Source organism: Falsiroseomonas bella (assembly GCF_003173615.1).
In the GTDB taxonomy this organism is placed as follows: domain Bacteria; phylum Pseudomonadota; class Alphaproteobacteria; order Acetobacterales; family Acetobacteraceae; genus Falsiroseomonas; species Falsiroseomonas bella.
In genome coordinates this window covers 91,888-111,230 of record NZ_QGNA01000002.1, presented here as the reverse complement: position 1 = coordinate 111,230, position 19,343 = coordinate 91,888, and the positions used below count along the sequence as shown (strand labels likewise).

The window sequence follows — 19,343 nt, the reverse complement described above, 5'->3', positions numbered from 1 at the left end:
GGCTTCAGCCCCCTCCGATGAAATGGACCACTTCGAGCCGGTCGCCTTCGGACAGCGGCGTGGCGGCCCAGGCGGAACGCGGCACGATTTCCAGGTTCCGTTCCACCGCGACCTTGGGCGCGGCGAGGTTCAGCAGGGCGAGCAGGTCGGCCACGCTGGCGCCCTCCGGCACCTCGCGCGGCTCGCCATTCACTTCGATGCGGAGCATGGCCGTGGTGGACATGCGGGCAAGATGGCGAGGGGCCAGGGCGGGGGCAAGCCGGGCAGCCCGCGGCGCGCGCTTCCCCCGGCTCGCGGATACGTGCTATGCGCCCGACCCCGCTGCGTAACGGGCCAATCCCTTGACACCGCCGCTCATCGCCGTCCTGAACGGCCCGAACCTGAACATGCTCGGCACCCGCCAGCCGGAGGTCTATGGCAGCGCGACGCTCGACGACGTCGAGGCGCTCTGCGCCGAGACCGCCGAGGCGCTCGGGCTCGCCATCGATTTCCGCCAGACCAATGGCGAGGGCGAGCTGATCACCTGGGTGCAGGAATGCCGCGGCCGGGCCGTGGGCATCATCATCAACCCGGCGGGGTACTCGCATACCTCCATTGCGCTGATGGACGCGCTGAAGGCGGTGGACCTGCCGGTGATCGAGGTCCACATCAGCAACATCCACCGCCGGGAGGAATTCCGGCATCTGAGCTACGTGTCCAAGGCCGCGACGGGCGTGATCGCCGGGCTTGGGATCCAGGGCTACGCGCTGGCGCTGCGCGCCATGGCCGAGCTGCTGGAAGAGGAAGGAGAGCCCTGATGGCGGGCGTTTCGTTCGATCCCTCGGCAATCCGCGAGCTCGCGAAGATCCTGCGCGAGACGGACCTGACCGAGATCGAGCTGGTCGAGGCCGATAACCGCATCCGCGTCGCCCGGCAGGTGAATGTGCAGGCGGTGGCCGCGGTCGCCGCCCCCGCCGCGCCGCCGGTCGCCATGGCCGCCACGGCGGCGCCGGTCGTCGCCGTCGAGCCCGAGGGGCCGCACCCCGGCACCGTCACCTCGCCCATGGTCGGCGTGGTCTATCTGGCGCCGGAGCCTGGCGCGGCGCCCTTCGTCACGCTGGGCGCGCGCGTGGCGCAGGGCCAGACGGTGCTGCTGATCGAGGCGATGAAGACCTTCAACCAGATCCGCGCACCGAAGGCCGGCACCGTCACGCGCATCCTGGTGGAGAGCGGCGCGCCCGTGGAATACGGCGAGCCCCTCTTGGTCATCGAGTGACATGCCCTTCCGCAAGGTTCTGATCGCGAACCGGGGCGAGATCGCGCTCCGCGTCCACCGCGCCTGTCAGGAGATGGGCATCCAGACGGTCGCGGTGCATTCGACCGCCGACAACACCGCGATGCATGTGCGCCTGGCGGATGAGAGCGTCTGCATCGGCCCGCCGCCGGCGCGCGAGAGCTACCTGAACATGGCCGCCATCCTCTCGGCGGCCGCGATCACGGGCGCGGATGCGATCCACCCGGGCTACGGGTTCCTCTCCGAGAACGCCTCCTTTGCGGAGATGGTGGAGGCGCATGGCCTCGCCTTCATCGGGCCCTCCCCCGAGCACATCCGCATGATGGGCGACAAGATCGCCGCGAAGGACGCGATGCGCCGGCTCGGCGTGCCGCTGGTGCCCGGCTCCCTCGGCGCGCTGGAGAGCCTCGAGGAGGCCCGCGCCGTCGCCGAGGAGGTGAAGTATCCGGTCCTGATCAAGGCCGCCGCGGGCGGCGGCGGGCGCGGGATGAAGGTGGCGCGCTCGGCCGAGGAGCTGGAGGAGGCCTGGCGCGTCGCCCGCACCGAGGCGAAGGCGGCCTTCGGCGACGATGCCGTCTACATGGAGAAGTATCTCGACCGCCCGCGGCATATCGAGCTGCAGGTGCTGGCCGACACGCATGGCAACGTCGTGCATTTCGGCGAGCGCGACTGCAGCCTTCAGCGGCGGCACCAGAAGCTGGTCGAGGAAGCCGGCAGCCCCGTGCTGACCGGGCCGGAGCGCGACGAGCTCGGCGCGAAGGTCACCGCGGCGCTGCGCCAGCTCGGCTACCGCAACGCGGGCACGCTGGAATTCCTCTGGCAGGATGGGCAGTTCGCCTTCATCGAGATGAACACCCGCCTGCAGGTTGAGCATCCGGTGACGGAGATGGTCTGCGGCGTGGACCTTGTGCGGGAGCAGATCCGAATCGCCGCCGGCGAGCCGCTCGGCTACGACCAGGCCGAGGTCCGCTTCAACGGCCACGCCATCGAGTGCCGCATCACCGCCGAGGACCCCGAGTCCTTCGCCCCGAGCCCCGGTCGCGTGGAAATGTACCATGCGCCGGGCGGGCTCGGCGTGCGCGTGGATAGCGCGCTCTACAGCGGTTACGTCGTGCCGCCGCACTACGACAGCCTCGTGGCGAAGCTGGTGGTGCACGGTGCGACGCGGGCCGAGGCGATCGCGCGGCTGCGCCGCGCACTCGCGGAAATGGTGGTCAGCGGCATCCGCACCACCCTGCCGCTGCACCAGGCGATCGTCGCCGATCCCGAATTCCAGGCCGGCGACTACACGATCCACTGGCTGGAGCGCTTCGTCGCGGGCATGCGCGCGGCGTAGTCGCGGCCACATCGTCGCGGCCGCGCCGGGACGCTCGCGCGCGGGCCGCCGCTTCGCCATACTGAGGGCGTGAGCCGCCGCCAGTTCGAGATCACGCCCGAACTCCTGCTCCGCGCCTATCGCGCGGGGCTGTTCCCGATGGCTGAAAGCCGGCGCGGCGAGCGGCTGTACTGGCTCGACCCTGAGCAGCGCGGCGTCCTGCCGCTGCAGGGGTTCCACCTGCCGCGGCGGCTGCGGCGCACCGTGCTGTCCGGCGCCTTCCAGGTGACCTCGAACCGCGACTTCGCCGGCGTCATCGCCGGCTGCGCCGAGTCGGTGGCCGGGCGGGAGGAGACCTGGATCAACCCGGAGATCGAGCGCCTGTTCGGCGCGCTGCACCGGATAGGGCACGCCCACTCCATCGAGGTCTGGCACGGCCCGCCGCAGGATGGTGCGCTGGTCGGCGGGCTCTACGGCGTCGCGCTCGGCGGCGCCTTCTTCGGCGAGAGCATGTTCAGCCGGGTGCGCGATGCCTCGAAGGTGGCATTGGTGCATCTGGTCGCGCGGCTGAGGCTGCTCGGCTTCCGGCTGCTGGATGCGCAGTTCCAGACCACGCACCTGGCGCAGTTCGGCTGCCGCGAGGTGCCGCGCGCCGACTACAAGCGCCTGCTCTCCGAGGCGGTCGAGGAAGCCGTGCCGTGGCGGGACGAGATGGACGCCGCGCGGCTCGAATCGGAGATCAGGGCGATGCGCGAGGCGGGCTGAGGCGCGTCATCGCGCCTGACACTCCAGCACGCGGATATCGTAGACGGGATGCTGCAGCATGTGCACGCCCGGCGCATTGGCGAACATCCAGCCGCGGAACACCGCCGCGCCATTCGCCGGGGCACGGCTGTCGGTGATCTCGAGCCAGGCGGCGGCGTCGGGGACCTCGTCCGGGGGCCGGGCATTGCAGGCGCGGACGGTGATGGTGAGGCTGCCGAAGCTCTCGGGCCGGTCCACCGGCACGCGCAGCGTCGTGACGCGGGCAGTGACCTTGTCCAGCGCCTGAAGCTCCGCCACGCGCTGCGGCACCCAGGACTGGGCGAAGGCCGTGGCAGGCAGCAGCAGTGCCGCGAGCATCAGCGCGGTTGCGCGCATCACGGCCGCTTCGGGCTGGGCAGGGCGGCGACGAGATCGGTGAGGATGCGCCGCATCGCGGCCTCGTCCACGCCCATCAGCACCGCGTCCTCGAAGGCGTCGCGCAGCACCTGCGCGGCCTCCCGGTGGTTCTCGGCCAGCATCTTCAGCTTCTCCCGGCAGGCGACCGGGGCGCCATCGGCACCCGGCCACTGCGCCGGGGGGTCCATCACGCTCATCGCGGGGTGGCGGTTCCGCCCTCCTGACGGCCCTGGGCGTTGCTGCCCTGGCCTTCCGTCATGGAGAAGATGAAGCGCCCGAGCAGGCTTTCCAGGCTGATCGAGGATTGCGTGATCGTGATCTGGCCGCCATCGGCCAGGATGCGGTCGGAGCCGCCGGGCACGATCGAGACGAACTTGCCGCCGAGCAGCCCCTCGCTCGCGATCTCGGCCGAGCTGTCATCCGGCAGGCGGAGGCTGCCATCCACCCGCATCGTCAGCACGGCGAGGAAGGTCTGCGGGTCGATGCGCTGGTTGGTGACCGAGCCGACCTTCACCCCCGCGATGCGCACATCGGCGCCGGGCGCGAGGCCGTCGATCCGGTCGAACTTCGCGGTGAGGCTGACGGCCGGGCCGGAGATGCCGCCGCGGCCGGAATTGGTCACGGCGAAGATCAGGAAGGCGATGGCGACGAGCAGCACCACGCCGCCCGCGGCAACCTCGGTGACCGATCGTCCGCGCATCAGCTCCCCGGGGTCCAGGCCTCGTAGTCGCCGGCCGTCCGCTGGCGCCGGCCGCCGACATAGTCATGGCCCTGCGGGCGATAGGCGGCGGCCGTCCCGGTCGGGTTCGGGCGGTGCTCGATCATCCAGGGATGGCGCTTGCCCTCGGGCAGCGGCGCATCGGTGGTGTGGTGCAGCCAGCCATGCCATTCCGGCGGCACCGAGGAGGGCTCGGCCTTGCCGGCATAGATCACCCAGCGCCGCTTGCGGCCATAGGCGCGGTAATCCTGGCGCGACTCGTAGTAGGTGTTGCCGAACCGGTCCGTGCCGACCTGGCGGCCGGAAAGGCGGGCGAGCAGGCGCTCGAACATGGAAAATCCTCGATCCGCCGCGCGGGCGGTGCGACGTGCATCTGCGGTGGAGGGCACTCTTGCACAAGCCCCGCTGCGGCGCAAAAGCCGGCGGGCTATCCACAGGATATTGCGGCTCCGGCGCCGCTACACCCCAAGATACGGCTTGCTAGCAACGAGTCGCGGCCGCAGGATGCCGGCATGTCGCAGCTTCGCGGAACCTTGTGGGACGGGGTGGCACTCTGGCGGGTCCGGGCCGCGCCCGAGCCCGATGCAGCCCCCCGCGCCATCGCCCTGCCCGTCGCCTGGGAGGAAGAGGAGGCCGCGGCGCTCGCCGCCATCGCCCCGGGCAGCGGCCCGGTGGCGCTGCCGCGCCTGGCCGAGGCCTGGATCGCCCCGCTGGCCGAGCGCGGGCGGCAGCTCGGCATCCTGGCCGACGCCGCCGAGCAGCGCGACTTCGCGGAGGGGCTGCGGGCGCTGCTGCTCTCGCGCCGCGCCGCGCCCGGCCTCGCGCTGTGGCGGCAGGAGGCCAAGGCCGCCCCGCGCTTCGTGCTGAACCTGCCGGAATTCCTTTCGCCCGAGGGCGGCTTCGCGGCCGAGGACTATGCCGCCTCCGTCGCGCTGGCGGTGCGGGCGCTCGACATCGCGACCGGCGCCAAGGCAAGCCGGCTTTCCGTCGGCTTCGCCGACCTCGCCGGGCTGCTTGCCGGCCTGCGCCTTGCCTATGACAGCGCCGAGGGGCGCGCGGTCGGTGCCGCCATCGCCGCCCTGACCCGCGGCGCCGCCGAGGCCGAGAGCGGCCGCCTGGCCGAACGGCTCGGCGCCCGGGAGCCCGTGGCGCTGCTGGCCCCTGCGCCCCCTGGCGCGACGCCGGTGCCGGGCCTGGCCGAGGCGGCGCGGGCGGCGCTGGATGCCGCTGCCGGCTGCGCCGGGCTGCGCCACCGCGCCCTGGTTGCACTCGCCGCGCCGGATGCGGTGGAGCGGCTGCTCGGCGCGGAATCCGGCGGGATCGCGCCCGCCCAGGGCCCGAGCCGCCTGACGCTCGATCGCGACGGCTGGGTCGCGGAGTTGCCGACGCGCGCCGCGCTGCGCGCCGGGCCCGCCGCCGAGCGGCTGCTCGCCCCGGTGCCCCATGCCGCCTGGATTGCCATGGCGCAGGCGGTGGCCCCCTACCTGCACGCCGCCCCGCCCCTGCCGGCCGCGGAACCCGCCCCCGCCCGGCCCGCCGCGCCGGCCCCCGCGCGCGGCCCGGCCTTGCCGCTGCGCCCCTCCGGCGCGGTCTGGAAGGTTACGGTCGGCGGGCATCGCGTGGTGTTGCGCACCAGCGAGGACGCGAATGGCCAGCCCACCGAGATCGCCATCGCGCTGACGAAGGAGGGGGCCGCCTATCGCAGCCTGATGGATGCGATGACGCAGTCCGTCTCCATCGCGCTGGCCGCCGGCGTGCCGCTCGCGGCCTTCGTGGACGCCCATGCCTACACCCGCTTCGGCCCGGCCGGCGCGGTGGAGGGCGACCCGGCGATCCGCCGCGCGACGAGCGTGCTGGACTGGGCCTTCCGCAAGCTGGCGCGGGAATATCTCGGCCGGCGCGACCTGCCCGACCCGGCGGAGGAGGATTGCGCGCCCGACGCGGTGGGCCGGGCCGCGGAACAGGCGCCGCTGCTGCCGCTCGACCTGCCCGAGACCCCCTCCCCCCGCGCGCGGCGCAAGCAGTTGCGGCTGGTCGGGTAGCCATCCGGCGCGGGGTGCAGCACTCTCCGCGCGGCTGACAGCACGGAGCGCATCATGGCCGGCACCATCGCGGCGAAGCTCGCCGAACTCGGCATCACCCTGCCGCAGCCGGCGGCGCCGGTGGCCAACTACATCGGCTACAACATCGTCGGGAACCAGGTGATCGTCTCCGGCCAGATCCCCTTCGTGGAGGGCAAGATCGCCGTCACGGGCAAGCTCGGCGCCGGCGTCTCGATCGAGGACGGGCAGCGCGCGGCGCGGATCTGCTTCGTCAACCTGCTGGCGCAGGTGAAGGCCGCGGCGGGCGGCGACCTGGACCGGGTGAAGCGCGTGGTCCGGCTCGGCGGCTTCGTCGCCTGCACGCCGGACTTCACGCAGCAGCCGCAGGTGATCAACGGGGCCTCCGACCTGGCCGTCGCGGTGTTCGGCGAGAAGGGCAAGCATGCCCGCGCCGCGGTGGGCTGCCCTTCCCTGCCGGGCGACGCGGCGGTGGAGGTCGAGGGCATGTTCGAGTTGGCGTGACATTGCGCCGGCCGCGCGCGCCCCAACCTGACGTCCCATGCCGGATGGCGGGCCCGAACTGAGCCTCACGCTGCACCGGGCGATCGCGGAGATCGCGGCGCCGGAGTGGGATGCCTGCGCGGGCGGCGGCAATCCCTTCGTTAGCCATGCCTTCCTGCAGGCGCTGGAGGAAAGCGGCAGCACCGGCGGGCGCAGCGGCTGGCTGCCGCAGCATGCCGCGCTGCGCGACGCGGGGGGCCACCTGCTGGCCTGCGCGCCGATGTATGCCAAGGCGCATTCCTATGGCGAATACGTCTTCGACCATGGCTGGGCGGACGCCTTCGAGCGCGCGGGCGGGCGCTACTACCCGAAGCTGCAGGTGGCCGCGCCCTTCAGCCCGGTGCCCGGCCCGCGGCTGCTGCTGCATCCGGCCTCCGGTTTGGGATTCGGGGCGATGGCGCAGGGGCTCGCGCAGGCCTGCCGGCAGCTCGACCTCTCCTCGGCCCATGTCACCTTCTGCACCGAGGCGGAGTGGACGGCGCTGGGCGAGGCAGGCTGGCTGCAGCGCATCGGCACGCAGTTCCACTGGACCAATGCCGGCTATGCCAGCTTCGACGATTTCCTCGGCGCGCTCTCCTCCCGCAAGCGCAAGGCGATCAGGCGCGAGCGGCGTGATGCGGAGGCCTCCGGCTTCGTGCTGAAGACACTGCGCGGGCATGAGATCACGCCGCGGCACTGGGCGGCGTTCCACCGCTTCTACAAGGCGACCACCGACAAGAAATGGGGCCGCAGCGCCTATCTCAACGCACGCTTCTGGCCGCTGCTGGGCGCGGCGCTGGGCGACCGGGTTGTGCTGATGGTCGCGGAGCAGGATGGCGAGCCGGTGGCGGGCGCGCTGAACCTGCTGGGCGACGAGGCGCTGTATGGCCGCAACTGGGGCGCCGTGGTGGATGCGCCCTTCCTGCATTTCGAGCTCTGCTACTACCGCGCCATCGACTTCGCGATCGAGCACAGGCTGCCGCGCGTGGAAGCCGGCGCGCAGGGCGAGCACAAGATCCAGCGCGGCTACCTGCCGGTGCCGACCTATTCCGCGCACTGGATCGAGCATGCCGGCCTGCGCCGCGCCGTCGCGCAGTTCCTGGACCAGGAGCGGCCGGCGATGCTGCGGGAGATGGAGGCGCTGGCGACGCTCTCGCCCTTCCGCAGGGACGGCGACGAGGGCTGATGGGCTCGCCCTTCTTCGCGCGGATCAAGGGCGATGTGCTGCGGATCGTGGCGGCGGTGCCGCCGGGGCGCGTCGTGACCTTCGCGGATGTGGGCGCGCATCTCGACGTGATGCCGCGGCATGTCGCCTACATCCTGGCGACGCTGTCCGAGATGGAGAACGCGACGTTGCCCTGGCATCGCGCGGTGACGGCGGACGGCATGCTCGGCGTGCCGAAGTCGGGCGCCGGCGGCGAAAGCCAGCGCGCCCTCCTTGCCACAGAGGGCGCGGCGTTCGACCCGGAGGGGCGCATCACCGACTTCGTCGTGCGGCGCGCCGAGGTGGCGGCGCTGCCGCATGGCGTGGCGCGGCAGACCCGGCCTGCGGAGGCGCCGAAGGTCCAGCGCAGGCGGTAAGCAGCAGCGCCGCCCCTCCCCGCCGAAGCGGCGCAAGGCTAAGGTTGCCCCGTGTTCCTCGCCTATTCCCAGCTCGCGCTCTCCATGGCGCTGGTCGGCGCCAATGTCGCGGTCGCGAAGCTGCTGGCCGAGAGCCTGCCGGTCGCGCTGATCCTCGCGCTGCGCTGCCTGCTTGCCGTGGTGGTGCTGTGGCCGCTGGCGCGCGCGATGGATGGCAGCCTGCGGACCTCGCCGCGCGTGTTGTGGAATCTCGGTCTGCAGGCGCTGTTCGGAACGCTGCTCTACAACCTGGCGCTGCTCGCGGGGCTACGACTGACGACGGCGCTGGAAGCGGGGCTGATCCTGGCGACGCTGCCGGCCGTGGTGGCGGTGGGCGGCGCCGCCTGGCTGCGCGAGAGGCTGCCGGCGCGGCAATGGGCGGCCGTGATCCTCGCCGCCTTCGGCATGGGCGCGCTGGTTCTGGCGCGCGTGGCGGCGGATGGGCATGGCAGCGCGCTCGGCAACCTGCTGGTCTTCGCGGGCGTCTGCGGCGAGGCGATGTATGTGCTGCTCGCGCGCCGCATCGCCGGGCAGGTGCCGGTGGTGACCGCGACCTTCTGGATGCAGCTTTTCTCGCTGCTGATGCTGTTGCCCTTGGCGTTGCCGGTGGTCGGCGCCGTCTCCGCCTTGGCGGACCCCACCGTCTCCGGGCTGCTGGTGTTCCACAGCCTGACCTCGAGCGTGATCTGCCTGCTGCTGTGGTACGCGGGCATGAAGCGGGCCTCCGCGAGCCTCGCCGGCGTCTTCACCGCCTTCCTGCCCGCGACCGCGGCCGCGGTCGCGGTCGGCGTGCTGGGCGAGCCCTTCACGGCGGTGCACGGCGCGGGCTTCGTGCTGCTGCTCGGCAGCCTGCTGCTGGCCACCTGGCCGGCGCGGCGCTGATCCTCTCGACACCGGCCGACGGCGCTGTCACGCTCGCAACCGTGAAGCGAACCAAGGCGCTCCGACTTGTGCTGCTGGGGGGCGGCGTCGCCACCATGCTGGCCGCCTGCGGCGACGACGAGGCGAAGGCGCGCGCCTGCCAGGAAGCCAAGGCCGCGCAGCGCCCGGACGCCGCCGAGATCTGCGCCCGCAGCACCAGCGCGACTTCCAGCGGCTCGCGCGGCTATGCCGCGCCCTTCATGTATGGCCGCACGCGCTCCTCCGGCTCCAGCGTCACGCGCAGCAGCGTGAGCCGCGGCGGCTTCGGCTCGGTCGGGCGGTCCAGCTCCTGAGCCATGCGCCGCATCGCGCTCGCCCCCCGCCCCGACCAGCGCGCGCATGCCGCGAAGCTCGGCTTCGCCTTCGCCGAGATCGCCGCCGAGCCCTATTGGGACGAGACCGCCTGCTACGCCTTCACCGCCGAGGAGGTGGACGTGCTGGAGGCAGCGACGCAGGAGCTGCACCAGCGCTGCCTCGACGCCGTGGCGCATGCGGTGCGCAACGACCTGAACGGTCCGCTCGGCATCCCCGACGGCGCCTGGCCCATCGTGAAGCGCAGCTGGGAGCGGGACGAGCCCTCGCTCTATGGCCGGATGGACCTGCGCTGGGACGGCACCGGCGCGCCGAAGCTGCTGGAATACAACGCCGACACGCCGACCGCGCTGTTCGAGGCCGGTGTCGTGCAGTGGGAATGGCTGGAGACGCGCCAGGCGCTCGACCGGCCCGGCGCGAAGCCCGCTGACCAGTTCAACTCCATCCACGAGACGCTGGTCGCGACCTGGCCGAGGCTGCGCCTGCCGCCGATGGTGCATTTCGCCTGCGCGCGCGACAGCGACGAGGATCGCGGCACGGTGGACTACCTGCGCGACACCGCGATCCAGGCCGGCATCGAGGCGCCCTTCCTGCACATGGACGAAATCGGCTGGGACGGCGCGCGCTTCCTGGACCTGCAGGAGCGGGAGATAAGCGCGATCTTCAAGCTCTATCCCTGGGACTGGCTGCTGCGCGAAACCTTCGGCCGCAACATCCCCCGCGCGACGACGCGCTGGATCGAGCCGGCCTGGCGGCTGGTGCCCTCCTCCAAGGCGTTTCTTTCGCTGCTCTGGTACTTGTTCCCCGATCACCCGAACCTGCTGCCGGCCTTCCTGGAGCCGGGGCGCACCGGTGGGCCGGAACTGTCGAAGCCGCTCTGGGGGCGGGAGGGCGCGAATATCAGCGCGCCGGGGATCGAGACGGACGGCCCCTATGCCGGGCAGCCGCGCGTCTGGCAGGCCTATGCGGAGCTGCCGGTCTTCGGCGGCCGCTATCCGGTGCTGGGCAGCTGGATCGTGGGCGGCACCGCCTGCGGCCTCGGCATCCGCGAGGACGCGACGCCGATCACGCGCGACACATCGCGCTTCGTGCCGCACTTTTTTGAGGGCGCCTGAATGCGCCGCATTCAGGCCCTCAGACGCCGGCAGCGGCCATCCGGCCGCCTTGGCTTCGCGCAGGGCACTGCTGCGCCAGTTGCAAGGTCGGTTTGTGCGCGGGCCGCATTCGCGGCCTCGGCCTGCGCTTCGCGCCGGCCGCCCATGAAGAGGATGTCTGCGTCATGACCAGCCTCGCCACGCTGCCGGGCTTCCTGGCCTATTTCGTCACCGGCGTCGTGCTGCTGGCCGGCGCGATGTTTCTCTACGTGCAGGTCACGCCGCACAGCGAGTTGGCGATGATCCGCGCCGGCAACCAGGCGGCCGCGATCACGCTGGGCGGCGCGCTGATCGGCTTCTGCCTGCCCATCGCCTCCGCCTTCTCGCATTCGATCAACCTGGTGGATGCGGCGGTGTGGAGCCTGGTGGCGCTGGCGGTGCAGATCGGCGTGTTCTTCGCGGTGGCGAAGCTGCTGGGCAGCGAGTGGCGCGGCGCGATGGAACGCGGCGAGACGGCGGGCGCGATCCTCAAGGCGAGCGTCGCCATCGCCGTGGGCATGCTGAACGCGGCGTGTCTTTCGACCTGACGTGAGGGCCTGGTTCGCCTGCAGCGGCGCGACCCTTCTCGCGCGCGATCCCGCGGACACGGTCGGGCGGCTCGCCGCGGCGCAGCAGGCGCGGGGCTATCCGGGCGCGACTGAGCAGCAATACGCCTGGGAGCAGCAGGTCGCGGCGCTGCGCATCGCGATAGCCGCGGCCGGCGGCGGAGCATGGACCGTCGCGCTGGAATACGACCTGCTGCGGCTGGAGAAGCGCATCGACGCGGTGGTGCTGACGGACCGCGCGATCATCGCCATCGAATTCAAGTCGGGCGCCGCCGCGCCCGCGTTGCTCGCGGAAGCCGAGGACTACGCGCTCGATCTGCGGGATTTCCATGCCGGCAGCCGCGACCATCCGATCGTGCCGCTGCTGGTCGCCGGCGATGCGCCCTTCGCACCGCCCGCCCAGCCGCCGCTGATCTGGGAAGGCGTAACGGCGCCGATCGGCTGCGGCCATGCCTCGCTCGGCGCGGCGCTCGCCTGGGTGCAGTCCACGGCACCGGAAGCTCGCAGGCCACTGGATGGCGAAGCATGGTTGCAGGCGCCCTATCGCCCGGTGCCGACCATCATCGAGGCCGCGACCATGCTCTACGCCCGCAACGGCGTGGCGGAGATCGCGACGGCGCGCGCGGACACGGCGAACCTGACGCGCACCGCCGAGGCGATCCGCCGCGCGGTCCGCGCCGCGCAGCAAGCCGGCGACAAGCGTCTCGTCGTGGTCACCGGCATACCCGGCGCCGGCAAGACGCTCTGCGGCCTGAACGCGGTCTTCGCGCCGGAGGCCGGCCCGCACAGCGCGTTCCTCACCGGCAATGTTCCGCTGGTGGCGGTGCTGCGCGCGGCGCTGGCGCAGGATGCGGTGCGGCGGGGCGAATGCGGCCGCGACGAAGCCGTACGGCGCGCGAAGCAGCGGCTGCAGAACGTGCATCGCTTCCTTGAGGACGGCGCGATGGATGCGGCGCGGCGCGCTCCGGTGGACCGGCTGATCGTCTTCGACGAGGCGCAGCGCGCCTGGGATGCCGCGAAGGCGCGGCTCGGCACGCGAAACAAGCCCTCCAAGCTCACCATGAGCGAGCCGGCGCACACGCTGGAAATCATGGGCCGGCATGAGAGCTGGGCCGTCATCGTCGCGCTGATCGGCAACGGGCAGGAGATCAACACCGGCGAGGCCGGCCTCGCGGAGTGGGGGGACTGCGTTGCAGCCTCACACGGCGCCTGGCGTGCGGTGGCGGCGGCGCGCGCCATCGAGAACGCCGACCCGGTGCAGCGACTGGCCGAGGGTTGGCCCAACTGGCTCGACCGCGACGACGACCTCGACCTCACCGTGCCGGTGCGCAGCGTGCGCGACAGCGCGGGCGCGGCCTGGGTGGATGCGGTGCTGCGCGGCGCGGTGGCGGAAGCGCGCGACATCGCCGGCGGCGCGACCGACCTGCCCTTCCTGCTGACGCGGGACCTGCATGACCTGCGGGCGGCGTTGCGCCGCTTCGCGCGCGGACAGCGCCGCGCCGGCCTCGTCGCGGCCGCCGGTGCGAAGCGGCTGCGGGCGGAAGGGCTCGGCGTGCAGGCCGAGGATGTGGCGGACTGGTTCCTCCGGCGCTGGCCCGATGTGCGCGCCTCCGATGCGCTCGAAACCTTCGCCACCGAATATGACTGCCAGGGGCTGGAACTCGACGTCGTCGGGCTCGCCTGGGGCGGCGATCTGCTGTGGCGCGGCGACGCCTGGCTGCCGCGGCGCTTCGCCGGGGCGGATTGGCAGATCGTGCGCAGCGCCGAGGAACGGCGCCACATCGTCAACACCTACCGCGTGCTGCTGACCCGCGCCCGCTACGAGACGGTGATCTGGGTCCCGCGCGGCAGCCGCGGCGGCGGCCCGCACCACGACAGGACACGCGATTCACGTGAGCTCGACGCCATCGCCGACTTCCTGCTCGCCTGCGGCGCACGCCCGCTGGAGGCCGCGCGTCATGCCGAGGCCGCCGCGGTGCCCACCCTCCTTTAGCCAGGCTTGATGCAGCGCAAGGCCAAGCGGGGCGAAGCGCGCTGATCTCCGCCTCACCTCACAGGAGATCGCCATGCACCAGGACTGGCCCGCCCTCGCCGCCGGGCTCTCGGCGCCGCTGAAGGAACTGCGCGGCGGCACGCCCGATGTGATGAAGGGCTTCTCCGCCCTCGCCCGCGCCGCGCTGGATGCCAAGGCGCTCGATACCAAGACCAAGGAGCTGATCGCCCTCGGCATCTCCGTCGCCACGCGCTGCGCGCCCTGCATCGCCTATCACGCCGAAGCCGCGCAGAAGCTTGGCGCGACGCGGGACGAGGTGATGGAGACGATGGGCATGGCGATCTACATGGGTGCCGGCCCCTCCGTGATGTATGCGGCGCAGGCCGTGGAGGCCTTCGACCAGTTCACCGCCAAGGCTGCGGCCGGCTGACCCGCGGTGCCGGGGGGGCGGGACGAAGGGGCGCCTTGCTGCTAGGCTCCCGACCATGCGTCGTTTCCTCCTCGTCCTGCTGCTCCTGCTCGCCGCGCCCGCCTGGGCGACGCAGGAGGTCAAGCTCGCCACCTGGAACATCGCCTGGCTCACCCTGAAGCCCGAGGGCCATCCCGACCTGCCGCGCGAGATCCGGCCGCGCTCGACCGAGGACATCCGGCTGCTGCGCGGCTATGCCACGCGGCTGAACGCCGACATCGTCGCGCTGCAGGAGATCGACGGCACCGCGGCAGCCGAGCGGGTCTTCGACCCGGCGACCTACGCGATCCACCTGACCAGCGAATCCGACACGCAACGCCCCGGCTTCGCCGTGCGGCGCACGCTGCGCATGACGCGCCACCCGGACCTCGCGGAGCTCGACATCCGGGCCGGCGCACGACGCAGCCTGCGCCGTGGCGCCGACATCACGGTGGAGGGCGAAGGCTGGCGGCTGCGCCTGCTGTCGGTGCATCTCGACGCCGGCTGCCGTGACGAGCCCTTGCAGGCCAACCCCTCGCGCGATTGCGAGGGACTGGCGCGGCAGGCGCGCATCCTGGCGCGCTGGGCAGAGGCGCGGCAGCGGGAGGGCGTCGCCTTCGCCATCCTCGGCGACTTCAACCGCGTGATCGGCCGCAACGACGATTTCATCCGCATCGTCACCGAACCCGCGCCGCTGCTTCGCCCGACCGAGGGCTTCTCCACGCCCTGCTGGGCGGATTCGCGCGGCGGGCGCCCCTTCATCGACCACATCCTGCTCGGCGGGCCGGCGCGCGACGCCGTCGTGCCGAACAGCATGGCCGTGATGGCCTATGCCGAGCGCGACCGCAGCTTCCGCCAGCGCCTGTCCGACCATTGCCCGGTGAGCGTGCGGCTGCGGCTGCCGTGACGCCGCCGAGCTTCGCCCGCCTCACCCTGCCGCTGGCGGGGCTGAACTTCGTCAACCAGGCCTCCCGCACGCTGATCGCCACGATCGGCCCGCTGCTGGCGGTGGAGTTCGCGCTTTCCGCCAGCGAGCTCGGGCTGCTCGCGGCGATGTTCTTCGCCGCCTATGCCGTGGCGCAGCTGCCGGTTGGGTTGGCGATCGACCTCTGGGGCGCGCGGCGCGTGCAGAGCGTGCTGGCGCTGGTCGCCGCCTCCGGCTTCCTGATCTGCGCGCTCGCCGGTGGGCCGATGACGCTGGCGATCGGGCGCGTGGTGACCGGTCTCGGCATATCGGCCGGGCTGATCGCGATGCTGAAGGTCAACACGCAATGGTATCCGAAGGAACGCGTGGCGGGCCTCACCGGCCTCGGCGTCTTCGTCGGCGCCATGGGCAGCCTGGCGGCGACGCTGCCGGCGCAGATGCTGGTGCCGCTGCTGGGCTGGCGCGGCGTGTTCCTGCTGCTGGGCGCGATGGCGATGGCGGCCTCGGCCTGGATTTTTCTTTCGGTACCGGATCGCGGACCCGGTCCTGCGCCACCGCGGCGCAGCCTCGTGCTCGAGACGCGGGAGTTCGGGCGCATCTTCGCCCATCCGGCCTTCCTGCGGCTGGCGCCGGCCATCGCGCTGCTCTCGGCGATGAACTTCACCTACCAGGGCCTCTGGGCCGGGCCCTGGCTGCGCGACGTGGCGGGGCTGGACGAGCAGGGCCGCGCGACGCTGCTGCTGGTCTACGCGCTCGGCCTGATGCTCGGCAGCGCGGGGCTGGGCCAGGCGGCGTCGCGGCTGCAGCGGCGCGGCTGGTCGCCGATGGCCATGCCGGTGCTTGCCATCGTGGTGATGGCGGTGGTGCAGGCACTGCTGATCGCGCTGCCCTCGACGCATCCCATCCTGCTCGGTGTCCTGTGGTTCGTCTTCGCCTTCTGCGGCGCCGGCGGACCGGCGGGCTACGCGGCGGTTGGGCAGCGCTTCGGCGCGGAGCTCGCCGGGCGCGTCGCCACCGCGATCAACGTCGCGATGCTGGTGCTGGTCTTCTTCCTGCAGAACGTCACGGGCTGGATCCTCGACCTCTGGCCGCGCACGGCGTCGGGTGGTTGGGCCTCGCAGGGCTATGGCTGGTCGCTCGCGCTCACGCTGGCCTTGCAGCTTGCCTCCATCGCCTGGATGCTGCGCCCGGAACGAGGCCGATAGGGAGAGGCGGATGGACAGGAAGGTCGAGAAGCTTCTGGCGCGCTATCGCGTGGAGGCGGGCAAGGGCTTTCGCCTGCGTGACCACAGCCCGGACGACGACGGCGGCCTCGACCTCGAGAAGGACGGCGCGCCGGACCTGCTGCAGCGCGGCGTGGAGTACCTGGCCGAGCAACAGGACATGCTCTACGCGCAGGACCGCTGGTCCGTCCTCTGCATCTTCCAGGCGATGGACGCGGCGGGCAAGGACAGCGCGATCAAGCATGTCTTCTCCGGCGTCAACCCGCAGGGCTGCCATGTGGCGAGCTTCAAGGCGCCGACCTCGCTGGACCTCGACCACGATTTCCTGTGGCGCCACCAGCAATGGCTGCCGCAGCGCGGCCAGATCGGCATCCACAACCGATCCTGGTACGAGGAGGTGCTGGTGGTGCGGGTGCATCCCGCGATCCTGGAGAACCAGAAGCTGCCGCCGCGCCTGGTGACGAAGCGCATCTTCGACGAGCGGCTGGAGGACATCGCCGCCTATGAGCGCTACCTGGCGCGGCAGGGCGTGGTGGTGCTGAAGTTCTTCCTGCATGTCAGCCCGGAGGAGCAGCGCAAGCGCTTCCTCGCCCGCATCGAAGAGCCGGAGAAGCACTGGAAGTTCAGCGCCAGCGACGTGGCGGAGCGCGACCACTGGGACGACTACATGAAGGCCTACCAGGCGGCCATCCGCGCAACCGCTGCGCCGCATGCGCCCTGGTACGTGGTTCCGGCGGACCGCAAATGGTACACGCGCCTGGTGGTCGTCGCCGCGATCGCGCGCGCGCTGGAAGGTCTCGGGCTGCACTACCCGAAGGTCGCCGCGAAGCAGCGCGAGGCGCTGACGCAGGCGCGCGAGGCGCTGACGGGCTGATGCTGCGCAGGCTGCTGCCCGGCGGCCTGCTGCCACGCCTGCTGGCCAGCGGCGCGCCGATGCGCCTGGCCGGGCTGATGACGCCGCGTGCCGGGGCGGAGGAGTTGCGCGGCCTGCGCTACGGCCAGGGGCCGCGGCGGCTGCTGGACCTGACCCTGCCGAAGGGCGCGGACGCTGCGACGCCGCTGCTGGTGTTCTTCCATGGCGGCTCCTGGCAGACCGGCTCGCGCGGGGACTATGCCTTCCTCGCACGTGCCTTCGCGGCGGAGGGCATCGCGGTCGCGCTGCCCGACTACCGGCTGTGGCCGACGGCGCGCTGGCCCGACTTCATCGAGGACGGCGCCGCGGCGCTGGCCTGGCTGCGCGGCGCGCCGCAGGCGCCGCGCGGGCCGCTCTTCGTGATGGGGCATTCGGCCGGCGGCTTCATCGCGGCCGCGCTGGCGCTCGATCCGCGCTGGCTCGACGCCGCGGGATTGGCCGGCGGCCGCGCCGCGCTCGCGGGCGCGGTGCTCGTCTCGGCGCCGATCGCATGGCAGCCCACGGACGAGCCGATCCGCAGCATCTTCGCGCGCGCGCCAGGCGGTCGCATCGCGGCGGTGCCGGACGCCGCCACGCTGCGCGGCGCGCCGCCGCACCTGCTGATCCACGGCACCGCGGACACCGTGGTCGGCCCCTTCCATAGCGAAGAACTGGCGAAGGCATTGCAACAGGCCGGCGGCACGGCGCGGCTGCACAGGGTCCCGGGCGCCGGCCATGTCGCACCGATGGTGGCGATGAGCGCGCCGGCGCTGCGCTGGGGCTGGGCGGAGCGCGACACCTTGCGGGCGACGCTGCGCTTCCTGAGGCAGGCGACGTCGCGCGGCTCAGCCGCCTGAAGGCCCAGGCGCACAGGAAGCTGGCAAGATCCTGCACGCACATGCATGATCTTGCCAGTCCCTCCCGGCTCATTCATCCTGACTTGCAAGGAAGCCTGTCCTGGCGTGTTCTGCCCGGACAGAAGAAGGGAGGTTCATGTCCATGCCCGCTGGCTCCATGCCGTTGTCCCGCCGAAGCTTCGGTGCGCTCGCCGCGGCAGCCGCGGCAGGCGGGCTTGCCCGCCCCGCCGTCGCACAAGGCGCGCCGCTACGCATCGGCTTGATGCTGCCTTTCTCGGGCACCTTCGCCGCACTCGGCGAGAACATCGCCGCGGCCGTCGAGCTCTATATCGCGGAGAAAGGTGGGCGCATCGGCGGCCGCACGCCGCAGCTCATCCGGCTCGATGACGAGAGCAACCCGGCCAACGCGGTGCAGAACGTCAACCGCCTGGTCGGACGCGACCGCGCCGAGGTGATGATCGGCACGGTGCATTCCGGCGTGGTGATGGCGCTGGTGCAGGCCAGCCGCGAACGCGGCGTGCCGCTGATCATCCCCAACGCCGGCAACGTCGCGGCGACGCGCGAGCTGTGCTCGCCGACCGTGTTCCGTTCCTCCTTCAGCAACTGGCAGCCGGCCTATGGCATGGGCCTGGCGCTGGCGAAGTCGGGCGTGAAGCGCGCCTGCTGGGTCACCTGGGACTATGCGGCCGGCGCGGAATCCGGGCAGGGCTTCGCCGATGGCCTGAAGGCCGGCGGAGGCGAACTTGTCCGCGAGCTGAAGCTTCCCTTCCCGGAAACGAACTTCCAGCCGCTGCTCGCACAGATCCCCGGTCTCAACGTGGATGCGGTCGGCAGCTTCTTCGCAGGCGGCGGCGCGGTGCAGTTCGTGCGCGAATACGCGGCGGCCGGGCTGAAGGACCGCATTCCGCTCACCGGCTCGGGCTTCCTGACCGAAGGCGTGCTCGGCCCGCAGGGTGCCGCGGCCGAGGGCGTCCGCACCGCGCTGCATTACGGCGACGGCCTCGACAACCCGAAGAACACCGCCTTCCGCGCCGCCTTCAAGCAGAGGACCAACCGCGACGCCGATGTCTATGCCGTGCAGGGCTACGACGCGGCGCAGATGCTGGCCGCGGGCCTCGAGGCGACGCGTGGCGACCCGACCGCGGAGGCCGCCTTCGCCCGCGGCATCCGCAGCGCGCGCATCGACAGCCCGCGCGGCGCCTTCACGCTCTCGCCCAGCCACAACCCGGTGCAGAACATCTACCTGCGCGAGGCGCGCGGCGGGGAGAACCGGGTGATCGGCGTCGCTGCGGAAGCGCTGGCCGATCCCGGCACCGGCTGCCGCATGACGTAATTCCCCACGACGTCGCTGCGCGACGCCGCGGGGACCCCGGTTTGGCTGTCTTCCTGGATGCTACGGCTCCG

General features: G+C 72.2%; 24 protein-coding genes. 19 read left to right on the top strand and 5 right to left on the bottom strand.

Annotated elements, in window-relative coordinates; genetic code table 11:
* Window positions 1-4 precede the first annotated feature (4 nt).
* Window positions 5-223, bottom strand: a complete 219-nt coding sequence (gene thiS / locus DFH01_RS29110; protein WP_233256040.1) for a sulfur carrier protein ThiS — start codon at window positions 221-223, stop codon at window positions 5-7.
* Between the two features lie 118 nt (window positions 224-341).
* Here thiS and aroQ point away from each other — a divergent pair, with 118 nt between their 5' ends.
* The 4 genes from aroQ to aat all read left to right on the top strand — a co-directional run bounded on the left by aroQ (window position 342) and on the right by aat (window position 3,353).
* On the top strand, window positions 342-797 hold the full coding sequence (aroQ, locus tag DFH01_RS08890; RefSeq protein WP_109870097.1) for a type II 3-dehydroquinate dehydratase: 456 nt from the start codon (window positions 342-344) through the stop codon (window positions 795-797).
* On the top strand, window positions 797-1,255 hold the full coding sequence (gene accB / locus DFH01_RS08885; RefSeq protein WP_109870096.1) for an acetyl-CoA carboxylase biotin carboxyl carrier protein: 459 nt from the start codon (window positions 797-799) through the stop codon (window positions 1,253-1,255). Before aroQ ends, accB begins: the two co-directional genes overlap by 1 nt.
* 1 nt (window position 1,256) lies before the next feature.
* Window positions 1,257-2,609: an acetyl-CoA carboxylase biotin carboxylase subunit gene (gene accC / locus DFH01_RS08880; protein ID WP_109870095.1), complete on the top strand. Its 1,353-nt coding sequence runs from the start codon at window positions 1,257-1,259 to the stop codon at window positions 2,607-2,609.
* A 69-nt stretch (window positions 2,610-2,678) separates the two neighbouring features.
* Entirely contained in the window at window positions 2,679-3,353 is a 675-nt protein-coding gene (aat, locus tag DFH01_RS08875; protein WP_109870094.1) for a leucyl/phenylalanyl-tRNA--protein transferase, read from the top strand.
* Window positions 3,354-3,359: 6 nt separating this feature from the next.
* Here the strand turns inward: aat and DFH01_RS08870 are convergent, their stop codons facing one another.
* From DFH01_RS08870 to DFH01_RS08855, 4 genes are read right to left on the bottom strand one after another with little or no spacing between them, the layout of a single operon-like run.
* Window positions 3,360-3,728, bottom strand: a complete 369-nt coding sequence (locus DFH01_RS08870) for a DUF2155 domain-containing protein (RefSeq protein WP_109870093.1) — start codon at window positions 3,726-3,728, stop codon at window positions 3,360-3,362.
* Window positions 3,728-3,937, bottom strand: coding sequence for a hypothetical protein (locus DFH01_RS08865; protein WP_109870788.1), 210 nt, complete (start codon window positions 3,935-3,937; stop codon window positions 3,728-3,730). Before DFH01_RS08865 ends, DFH01_RS08870 begins: the two co-directional genes overlap by 1 nt.
* 5 nt (window positions 3,938-3,942) lie before the next feature.
* Window positions 3,943-4,449 (bottom strand): outer membrane lipid asymmetry maintenance protein MlaD, encoded by a 507-nt coding sequence (mlaD, locus tag DFH01_RS08860; RefSeq protein WP_109870092.1) that lies wholly within the window; start codon window positions 4,447-4,449, stop codon window positions 3,943-3,945.
* Window positions 4,449-4,799, bottom strand: coding sequence for an NADH:ubiquinone oxidoreductase subunit NDUFA12 (locus DFH01_RS08855; protein ID WP_109870091.1), 351 nt, complete (start codon window positions 4,797-4,799; stop codon window positions 4,449-4,451). The genes mlaD and DFH01_RS08855 overlap by 1 nt, the downstream gene beginning before the upstream one ends.
* 180 nt (window positions 4,800-4,979) lie before the next feature.
* Between DFH01_RS08855 and DFH01_RS08850 the strand changes: the two genes are divergently transcribed.
* The 15 genes from DFH01_RS08850 (at window position 4,980) to DFH01_RS08780 (ending at window position 19,272) form a co-directional block, all read left to right on the top strand.
* Window positions 4,980-6,509: a TSCPD domain-containing protein gene (locus DFH01_RS08850; protein WP_109870090.1), complete on the top strand. Its 1,530-nt coding sequence runs from the start codon at window positions 4,980-4,982 to the stop codon at window positions 6,507-6,509.
* Between the two features lie 54 nt (window positions 6,510-6,563).
* The gene (locus tag DFH01_RS08845) at window positions 6,564-7,031 is read left to right on the top strand and encodes a RidA family protein (protein ID WP_109870089.1); all 468 of its coding nucleotides are present in this window, start codon (window positions 6,564-6,566) and stop codon (window positions 7,029-7,031) included.
* Between the two features lie 37 nt (window positions 7,032-7,068).
* Entirely contained in the window at window positions 7,069-8,235 is a 1,167-nt protein-coding gene (locus tag DFH01_RS08840) for a GNAT family N-acetyltransferase (protein ID WP_109870088.1), read from the top strand.
* Window positions 8,235-8,630, top strand: coding sequence for an MGMT family protein (locus DFH01_RS08835; protein WP_109870087.1), 396 nt, complete (start codon window positions 8,235-8,237; stop codon window positions 8,628-8,630). Before DFH01_RS08840 ends, DFH01_RS08835 begins: the two co-directional genes overlap by 1 nt.
* 51 nt (window positions 8,631-8,681) lie before the next feature.
* Window positions 8,682-9,551, top strand: coding sequence for a DMT family transporter (locus DFH01_RS08830; protein ID WP_233256039.1), 870 nt, complete (start codon window positions 8,682-8,684; stop codon window positions 9,549-9,551).
* A 41-nt stretch (window positions 9,552-9,592) separates the two neighbouring features.
* On the top strand, window positions 9,593-9,883 hold the full coding sequence (locus tag DFH01_RS08825) for a hypothetical protein (RefSeq protein WP_146217019.1): 291 nt from the start codon (window positions 9,593-9,595) through the stop codon (window positions 9,881-9,883).
* A gap of 3 nt (window positions 9,884-9,886) precedes the next feature.
* Window positions 9,887-11,017, top strand: coding sequence for a glutathionylspermidine synthase family protein (locus DFH01_RS08820; RefSeq protein ID WP_109870085.1), 1,131 nt, complete (start codon window positions 9,887-9,889; stop codon window positions 11,015-11,017).
* Window positions 11,018-11,181: 164 nt separating this feature from the next.
* Entirely contained in the window at window positions 11,182-11,583 is a 402-nt protein-coding gene (locus tag DFH01_RS08815) for a DUF350 domain-containing protein (RefSeq protein ID WP_109870786.1), read from the top strand.
* A 1-nt stretch (window position 11,584) separates the two neighbouring features.
* Window positions 11,585-13,594: a DNA/RNA helicase domain-containing protein gene (locus DFH01_RS08810; protein WP_109870084.1), complete on the top strand. Its 2,010-nt coding sequence runs from the start codon at window positions 11,585-11,587 to the stop codon at window positions 13,592-13,594.
* Between the two features lie 73 nt (window positions 13,595-13,667).
* Window positions 13,668-14,024, top strand: a complete 357-nt coding sequence (locus tag DFH01_RS08805; protein WP_109870083.1) for a carboxymuconolactone decarboxylase family protein — start codon at window positions 13,668-13,670, stop codon at window positions 14,022-14,024.
* 55 nt (window positions 14,025-14,079) lie between these two features.
* Window positions 14,080-14,949 (top strand): endonuclease/exonuclease/phosphatase family protein, encoded by an 870-nt coding sequence (locus tag DFH01_RS08800; RefSeq protein WP_109870082.1) that lies wholly within the window; start codon window positions 14,080-14,082, stop codon window positions 14,947-14,949.
* Window positions 14,946-16,172 carry an MFS transporter gene (locus DFH01_RS08795; RefSeq protein WP_158287677.1) on the top strand — a complete coding sequence of 409 codons (1,227 nt, stop codon included), beginning with the start codon at window positions 14,946-14,948 and terminating at the stop codon, window positions 16,170-16,172. Before DFH01_RS08800 ends, DFH01_RS08795 begins: the two co-directional genes overlap by 4 nt.
* Before the next feature lie 10 nt (window positions 16,173-16,182).
* A complete protein-coding gene (locus DFH01_RS08790; protein ID WP_109870080.1) occupies window positions 16,183-17,064 on the top strand; it encodes a polyphosphate kinase 2 family protein in 882 nt (293 codons plus the stop codon).
* A complete protein-coding gene (locus DFH01_RS08785; protein WP_109870079.1) occupies window positions 17,064-17,939 on the top strand; it encodes an alpha/beta hydrolase in 876 nt (291 codons plus the stop codon). The genes DFH01_RS08790 and DFH01_RS08785 overlap by 1 nt, the downstream gene beginning before the upstream one ends.
* Before the next feature lie 136 nt (window positions 17,940-18,075).
* A complete protein-coding gene (locus DFH01_RS08780; protein WP_109870078.1) occupies window positions 18,076-19,272 on the top strand; it encodes an ABC transporter substrate-binding protein in 1,197 nt (398 codons plus the stop codon).
* Window positions 19,273-19,343 lie beyond the last annotated feature (71 nt).